The sequence below is a fragment of the Candidatus Synechococcus spongiarum SH4 genome (assembly GCF_000586015.1).
GTDB lineage: Bacteria > Cyanobacteriota > Cyanobacteriia > PCC-6307 > Cyanobiaceae > Synechococcus_B > Synechococcus_B spongiarum_F.
This window is the reverse complement of sequence record NZ_JENA01000069.1, coordinates 1-7,726: the sequence shown is the minus strand read 5'-3', so window position 1 is coordinate 7,726 and position 7,726 is coordinate 1. Positions and strand designations below refer to the sequence as shown.

The 7,726-nt window shown below is 64.4% G+C and carries 8 protein-coding genes; 5 read left to right on the top strand and 3 right to left on the bottom strand.

Translation table 11 applies throughout. The features are described from left to right. Together BG35_RS0104630 and BG35_RS0104625 are read right to left on the bottom strand one after the other, a co-directional pair. Positions 1-821: molybdopterin-dependent oxidoreductase (locus tag BG35_RS0104630; protein WP_034417043.1), on the bottom strand; the 821-nt coding region annotated here is incomplete at its 3' end. 27 nt (positions 822-848) lie between these two features. Next, complete coding sequence (locus BG35_RS0104625) at positions 849-2,402, bottom strand: NarK family nitrate/nitrite MFS transporter (RefSeq protein WP_025781906.1); 1,554 nt, start codon at positions 2,400-2,402, stop codon at positions 849-851. A gap of 289 nt (positions 2,403-2,691) precedes the next feature. On the opposite strand from BG35_RS0104625, the gene mobA reads away from it, so the two are divergent. From mobA to BG35_RS13930, 3 genes are read left to right on the top strand one after another with little or no spacing between them, the layout of a single operon-like run. Then, positions 2,692-3,330 carry a molybdenum cofactor guanylyltransferase gene (gene mobA / locus BG35_RS0104620; RefSeq protein WP_080688019.1) on the top strand — a complete coding sequence of 213 codons (639 nt, stop codon included), beginning with the start codon at positions 2,692-2,694 and terminating at the stop codon, positions 3,328-3,330. Further along, a complete protein-coding gene (locus BG35_RS10300; protein WP_308417016.1) occupies positions 3,327-4,103 on the top strand; it encodes a GTP 3',8-cyclase MoaA in 777 nt (258 codons plus the stop codon). The genes mobA and BG35_RS10300 overlap by 4 nt, the downstream gene beginning before the upstream one ends. Continuing rightward, positions 4,043-4,324 carry a GTP 3',8-cyclase MoaA family protein gene (locus BG35_RS13930; protein ID WP_308417015.1) on the top strand — a complete coding sequence of 94 codons (282 nt, stop codon included), beginning with the start codon at positions 4,043-4,045 and terminating at the stop codon, positions 4,322-4,324. Before BG35_RS10300 ends, BG35_RS13930 begins: the two co-directional genes overlap by 61 nt. Here the strand turns inward: BG35_RS13930 and moaB are convergent. Beyond that, positions 4,309-4,830, bottom strand: coding sequence for a molybdenum cofactor biosynthesis protein B (gene moaB, locus BG35_RS0104610; protein WP_025781904.1), 522 nt, complete (start codon positions 4,828-4,830; stop codon positions 4,309-4,311). The genes BG35_RS13930 and moaB overlap by 16 nt on opposite strands. Before the next feature lie 642 nt (positions 4,831-5,472). Here moaB and BG35_RS0104600 point away from each other — a divergent pair. Next, complete coding sequence (locus BG35_RS0104600) at positions 5,473-6,951, top strand: cytochrome P450 (protein ID WP_161632533.1); 1,479 nt, start codon at positions 5,473-5,475, stop codon at positions 6,949-6,951. Positions 6,952-7,041: 90 nt separating this feature from the next. After that, positions 7,042-7,726, top strand: a 685-nt coding sequence (locus tag BG35_RS0104595; protein ID WP_025781902.1) for a carotenoid oxygenase family protein, incomplete at its 3' end; no start/stop codon positions are given.

The following is a 7,726-nucleotide window of genomic DNA, read 5'->3' as shown; positions in this document are numbered from 1 at the left end:
TCCTGCACCAGCTTGGCATAGGAGAAGAACCCGTTCGTACACCCTTCAATGAAGTCGAAGTCCAGGGAAGTCTGGCGCAGCAGCAGGTGGCCGATGCCGTGGAGCAGCGCCAGATCCGTGCCGGGTCGAATGGCGAGATGCAGATCCGCCCCACTGCTGGTGGCTGTTTGACGGGGATCCACCACCACGATCTGAAGATCCTTCTTGCGGCGCCGTTTGCGGCGCCGTTTGGCCAACCGCTGGAACAGGACCGGGTGGCAGTCCGCCATGTTGGCGCCAATGAGCAGGGCCAGGTCGCACTGGTCCAGGTCTTCGTAGCAGCAGGGGGGGCCGTCGGAGCCCAGGCTGCGGGTATAGCCGGCCACAGCCGAACTCATGCAGAGGCGGCTGTTGGCGTCGAAGTTGTTGGCGCCCAGAGCCCCTTTCAGGAGCTTCTGGGCCATGTAGTAATCCTCGCAGTGAAACTGTCCGGAGCCGTACATGGCCAGGGCCTGGGGACCCTTCTCCGCCATGGTGCGGTGAATGCGCTCCAGGAGGACGGCAAAGGCCTTATCCCAACTGACGGGCTGCAACGGCAGATCCAGCCGGGGCCGATAGAGGGGGCGGGTGAGGCGACCACTGCTCAGGGTTTGCCCCACCGTGGCCCCCTTGATGCACACCTGCCCCAGACTGGAGGGATGGTGACGATCACCCCGTGTTCCCCACACCGGGGCGCCGTCCTGACCGCGAATGGTGGCCCGCCCCTTGGCGGCCGGGGGCAGCAACTCCAGGCCACAGCCCACGCCGCAGTAGGGGCATTGGGAGCGCGGAGGGGTTTCCATGACGCCAACCTGTGGCACGGTTTCTTCTTACGAGGCGGAGGCGGCAAGTTCTCCTTCGTGGAGATCAGCGAAGGAGCCCTTGGGTTCCCGCAGGAAGAACATGCAGAGGAAGCCAACAATCAGCCCGGCAATCCCCAGCACCTGGAAAAAGGTGCTGTTGGAGGCGGCCACCACGGCGGGGGAAGGGTCTGCTCCACCCCCCATCCAGGCGGGAAGGAGGGAAAAGATGGTGAGATAGGCGACCGCGCCCACGTTGCCGTAGGCCCCCACCAGCCCGGCCACCTGGCCCGTGACACGTCGTTTTACCAAGGGAACCAGGGCAAAGGTGGATCCCTCTCCGGCCTGAACAAAGAAGGAGCAGAACATGGTGAGCGCCAGGGCCAGGACAATGCCGGCCGTGCCGGTGAAAGTGCCCGGTTCAATGAGGCTCATGAGCAGATAGCCCACCCCCAGGCCGATGGTGAGAAAGGCCATGGTGTTTTTCCGGGATCCCATGCGGTCGGAGAGGAGGCCTCCCCCCGGCCGGGCCGCCAGGTTCATGAAGGCATAGGAGGCGGCCAGGGTGCCGGCCATGGCCTTGGGCAGATCAAACGTGGTCTCAAAGAAGCTGGGCAGCATCGACACCACCGCCAACTCGGAACCAAAGTTGACGATATAGGTGAGCTCCAGGATGGCCACCTGCTTGAATTCGTAGCGGTCCTCCTTGGGGTAGACCTTCCGGCCCGTAACCAGTTGCCAATTGGTGCGAAGAACCCCCCAGGATTGCATTCCGTACCAGATCAGAATCGCCAGCAGGGCCATGGGATAGGTGGCCTCGTCGAGGAAACCCACACCTTTGAGACGCCAGGCCAGCACCGCCAGGATGCCGGCAAAAGGAACGTTCATACCCATGAGGCCCCAGAAGTCCCGCATGGAGGTCACCTCCAGCCCGGCAGTTTTGTGGGGTCGTTGATAAACTTTCCCAGGGGGCGTGTCTTGCACGCTGAAGAAGTAGAACACCCCGTAGACCGCGGCGATGATGCCGGTCAAGGCAATGGCGCCGCGCCAGTTGAGCACCACTGCGTCACCAATCTGGGCGCCACCGGCAAAGCTGAGCCAACCGGCAACAATCACCAGGGTGAGGGCGGAGAACGCGGAGCCAAAGTTTCCCCAGCCCCCGTAGATGCCTTCCGCCAGGCCGATCTCCTTGGGGGGAAACCACTCGGCCACCATGCGAATCCCGATCACGAAACCGGCGCCCACAATGGAGAGCAGCAACCGGGCCACCACCAGTGCGCCAAAGCTCTGGGCCGTGGCAAACATCAGGCAGGGAATTGCCGCAAACACCAGAATGGCGGAATAGGTGATGCGCGGGCCAAACTTATCCAGCAACATACCAATGATGACCCGTGCTGGCACGGTGAGGGCAACATTGCAGATGGCAATGGTGCGAATCTGCCCCAGTTCCAGGCCCATATCTTCTCTCACGGTGGTGGCCAGAGGGGCCAGGTTAAACCACACCACAAAGGTGAGAAAGAATGCAAACCAGGTAAGGTGCAGTGTCCTGTACCTCCCCTGGAAAGACCAGAGTTCACCAAGCATAGCAGTTTGGAGGTTAATCAAACCCTGGCTTCAGGAAAAAAGCGACCAGGGGCCTAGCTCGGTGCACAGGGCTAACCGATTGGCATCATACAAACAACCCGCGCCACAGAAGAATGTGGCTGTTGTTACATGATCCTGACCTGGCGCCCTGGTTCCCGTGATGATGGCCCTGGCCACAGCCCGGCCATGATTGCTGCTTTCCACACAGACAATGTAGCAACAGATACAGACAGTTGCGCAGATATGGGAAATGACCAGGATGGAAAAGATATGAACGATTCTCCTGGCCATGGATGCACGGCGCCCACTCCGGATGCCTTCCCTGTCTTGCGTTGAGCCTTGCGCCGAGCGGCCCCTGGCGGCCGTTCTCTGCGGCGGGCGCAGCCGGCGCATGGGGCGCGACAAGGCCCTGCTGCCCCACCCCCATGGGGGCAGTCTGTTGCAGCACACCTGCGCCCTGACCCTGGCCACCGGGTTGGAGACCGTCTGTCTGAGTCGTCCCCACCAGGGTCACCGCCAGCACTTGGCCACGGCCACGGCGCTTCGGCAGGTGACCGTCCTGGAGGAACCACCCCCCTGGGAAGGTCCCCTGCTGGCGCTGGCCAAGCTGATGACCTCCTACCCCCACCGCCCCATGCTGCTGCTTGCCTGCGACCTGCCCAACCTCACCCCACCCCTGCTCGACACCCTGGCTGCCCCACTGCCGCCCCGGCAGGCGCGCCTGGCAACCGACGGCAGCCGCCAGCAGCCCCTGCTGGCCAGCTACGGCGCCGATCTGGCGGCCACCCTTCACCAGGCTGTGGCTGCCGGAGTGCGCAGTTTTCGCCAATGGCTCCCCGGTCTCAACGTGGAGTGGCTACAGGTTCCCTCCCCGGCCCTGGTGAACCTGAATTGTCCCCAGGACCTCGCTGCCTGCCGCCACCCATGACCCCAGGCCCCCTTGATCAACGGGGGCGGGGCCTGGGGGTTCTGCGACTCTCCCTCACGGCCCGCTGCAACCTGGCCTGCCGCTACTGCCGCCCGGAAAATCAGGACCCCCCCACCCTGCTCACTCATCAACAGCGCCTCAAGCTCGTTGGCGCGGCGGCCCGGCTGGGTTGCCGCCGCCTGCGGCTCACCGGTGGAGAACCCCTGTTGGCGCCGGGCCTGGCGCCCCTGGTTCAAGCGGTGAAGGCCCTGGACCTGGTGGAGGAGGTGGCCGTCACCAGCAACGGGGTGCTGCTGGATCGTTCCCTGGCGCAGGCTTTGCGGCAGGCGGGCCTGGACCGCATCACCATCAGCCTGGACGGGGCGGATCCCCAGGCGGTGCTCCGCATGGGGGGTGGCCACAGTTTTGCCCACGTGCTGGCGGCCATCGGCCATGCCCAGGCTGTCGGTCTCCCCGTCAAGATCAACATGGTGGTGATGGCCCACAACGGGGACCAGGTGATCCCCATGGCGCGCCTCTGTCGGAGCCTGGGGGTGGAGTTGCGGCTGATTGAATACATGGACGTGGGTAACCGCAACGGTTGGCGACCTGAACAGGTGATCACTGCCGCCGCCATGACCACCGAGATTGGCCGTCACTGGCCACTGGAGCCTGTGGGTCGCCAGCATGGCTCCACCGCCCGGCGTTGGCGTTATCGGGCGGGGGAGGGTTCGTGTCCACCATTGCCTCCATCAGCGAACCGTTCTGTGGTGATTGCAACCGGCTGCGGGTGACCGCCGACGGGATGGCCTATACCTGCCTCTTTGCCAGCCAGGGCACGGACCTGAAGCCCGCCCTGGACCCCCGGCAGCCCGATGCCGTCCTGATGCATCAACTGCGCTCCCTCTGGCAACGGCGTCAGGATCGCTACAGCGAAGAGCGGGCCGGGCAAGCTCAAGAGACCGGCCCTGCGCTCCGGCCCAGCCCAGCGGAAATGGCCTACATCGGCGGCTGATCCCCCGCCTCCCGCAGCCGCGGCAACAATTGCACCAGGTTGCAGGGGCGGGTGGCCTCATCCAGTTGGGCGCGGATCAGTTGATCCCAGGCGGTGGTCACCGCGTCCACGGATCCCGGCAACACAAACAGGATGGTGCCGTTGGCCACACCCGCCAGGCAACGGCTTTGCAAGCTGCTGGTGCCAATGGACCCGAACGACACCACCCGGAACAACTCGCCAAAACCGGTGATGGTCTTGTCGAGGAGGGGGGCCACGGCCTCCGGTGTGCCGTCCCGTCCCGTCAGACCGGTGCCGCCGCTGCTGATCACCACCGCAACCCCCGGATCCGCGATCCAGCCGCTGACCACGGCCCGGATCCGGTAGCGATCATCCGGCGTCAACTGCCGGTCCACCAGTTGATGGCCCGCCTGGCCAATGCGCTGCGCCAGGAGCGCACCGGAGGCGTCTTCCGCCATGGAGCGGCGATCCGACACGGTGAGCAAGGCAACGGGAAGAGAGGCCATGGCCAACGGCAGCGGCGCGAAACCCCCAGAATGCCCCAAGCTCCCATTGGGTGCTCATCCTTTGGGAACTCCTCCCCCCAGAGGGGATCACTCCCCCGGTTTGCGGCGATGGGGTGAGCCTGCGGTTGCGGGACCGATCATTTCCTCCTTGGTGATCGCCTTGTTCGGTGTTGGCGTGGCAGCGTTCCAATCCTTGAAAGACGACATCAGAGCCACCGAAACAAGGCTAGTGGCAGACCTGAAAGACCCCAGAGCAGAGTTGAAGGCGGACAACAGGGCCTTGAGCAATACGCCGGATCGGGTGTTGGAGAATCTCCGGCCGTGACCCAAGGGCGCGGCCGTGGCGCCCGCCGTGGGATCGGTGGGGAAGCTGATGGTTTTTTCATGTCTTCAGCCGGCCCATGGCGGTCCACAAGGCTCGGAGTTGAAGAGTTCAAGCCGGCTGCACAGGCTGCCACGAAAATCGGACAACCTTCCCTGTGGGCTGCTTCCGGCGCAACGGGCTGATTGTAAGGGAGAAGCGGGAGGGGGTTGGTGTCCGGGCTGCCCCAGGCCGGTGGCTGACGCGAAGGGACGTGTCTTGATGCTTTCCGGTGTTTCCCCCTGACCCAATCAATAGATTTGGCAAAAGGATTCACCCAAGTGGCGCAACCGCAACCCCTCACCCAACCCCGTGATCTGCCGGGACCCTATGGTCCGCCGCTGATCGGGCACCTCCTCCAGCTTAACAGCGAGCGGTCCCACCTGACCCTTGAACGTTGGGCGGAGCGCTACGGCCCCTTGTTCCAGATTCGTCTGGGGCGGTCCCGCTTGGTGGTGGTGTCGGACCATGGGACGATCCAGCGCATCCTGGAGCAGCGACCACAATCCTTCCGGCGTAACCGGGTCATTGAGGACCGGTTTACCGAGATCAGGATCAACGGGCTGTTCACGGCGGAGGGGGAAGACTGGCGTCAGCAGAGACGCACCGTGGTGGCTGCCCTGAGCCGCACACGGCTCGCCAACTTCTTCCCGAAACTCAAAGCCACAACAGCCCGTTTGCAGCGACGATGGACGGCGGCGGCAGACGGGAATCAACCCGTGGACGTCTGCCGTGACCTGACGCGCTTCACGGTTGATGTCACCATGCAGTTGGCGTTTGGCGTTGACCCCAACACGCTGGAGACGCCGGGTCCCGTGATCCAGCAACACCTTGAGAAAATCGGCCCGGGGTTGCAGCGGCGGTTCTTCACGCTTTTCCCCTATTGGCGCCTGGTGCGCCTGCCGCCGGACCGGGTCCTTGACCATGCCGTGAAGGTGCTTGAGCGGGAAGTGGAGGCCATTGTCCGCGCCACACGGGAGCACATGGCGGCCCACCCTCACCACGAGCCCACCAATTTCCTGGAGGCCATGCTGGTGATCGCGGAACGTGAAGGCTCTACCCTCAGCAGCGCGGAGCTATTGGCCCATACAAGCCAGTTGCTCCTCGCCGGAGAAGACACAACCTCCTATACCATCAGTTGGATTATTCACTATTTCACCAAGTTTCCCGAGGCGTTCGTCCGGGTTCGCCGCGAGGTGGATGAACTGATTGCACCGGCGCAGACCCTCGATGAATTGCAACAAGCCAATCATCTTCCCTTCCTTGACGCCTTCTGCAACGAGGTCATGCGGCTGAAGCCGGTAGCCCCCCATATGGCGCTGGAGACGCTGGAGGATACCGAAATCCTGGGCTGCCTGGTTCCCCGAGGGACGAAGCTGTTTGTGCTGCTACGGCATGGGGCCACCAGGAAGGAAAACTTTGCCGGCGGTGACTATTTTGATCCCGAACGCTGGCTTCCCCGGCCCGTTGGCAACGAAAAACAACCTCACAACACACAGGCGTTTGCCCCCTTTGGCGCCGGACCGCGTATCTGCCCAGGCCGTAATCTGGCCATGCTGGAAATCCGGGCGGTTCTCGCCATGCTCTGCCGGAACTTCGACCTGGAGCCGGTCAACCCTGGCAGAGAGGTGGAGGAAAAGATGGCCGTGGTCATGCGACCGGACCACGTTCTCCTGCGCTTGAAGCGACGGTCTCCCCATGGCGGTGTCCCTGCTGAAGCTTTGACCCGTGGGGGCGTCTCAGTGGGGCGCCAGCCATAACCCTGTTGCCCCATCCCCCCGAGGCCCTTGACGTCCCGGAGGGGGAATGATTTTTGCCAGGCTGGGGCCACCGTCCCATCCCCATCCCCCATGACCGCCACCGCCGCCCACCAGCAGGCCGCCGCCAGCGCACCGGTCAGCGCGTTGGCCAACCCGGCGGACAACTACAGCCAGACGGACTGGAACAGCGCCTATGGCAACGTCGCCACAGAAACGGAGGGCTGGGTGGAGACCGTTGAGGGGGCCATCCCCCCGGAGCTTCAGGGGACCCTCTACCGCAACGGCCCCGGTCGTCTGGAGCGGGGTGGGCAGTGGGTGCAGCATCCGTTTGACGGAGACGGCATGATTCTGGCGGTGGGCTTCCACCAGGGGCGCGCCTATTTCCGCAACCGCTTTGTGCGCACAGCGGGCTGGCTGGAGGAGGAGGCCGCCGGGCGGTGGCGTTACCGGGGGGTATTCGGTACCCGGAAGCCGGGGGGCATTCTGGCCAACGCCCTGGATCTGCGGCTCAAAAACATTGCCAACACCAGCGTCGTTGACTGGGGTGGGCGCCTGCTGGCCCTGTGGGAGGCGGCCTTGCCCACGGCTCTGGATCCCGTCACCCTGGCCACCCGGGGCCTCAGCACCATGGGGGGTGTGCTGGCGCCGCAGGAACCCTTCAGCGCCCATCCCCGCCTGGATCCTGGCCACCACGGCGGGCCGCGGCTGGTGAATTTCGGGGTCAGGGCAGGCCCCCGCAGCACCGTCCGCCTCATGGAGTTCGACCCCCAGGGGC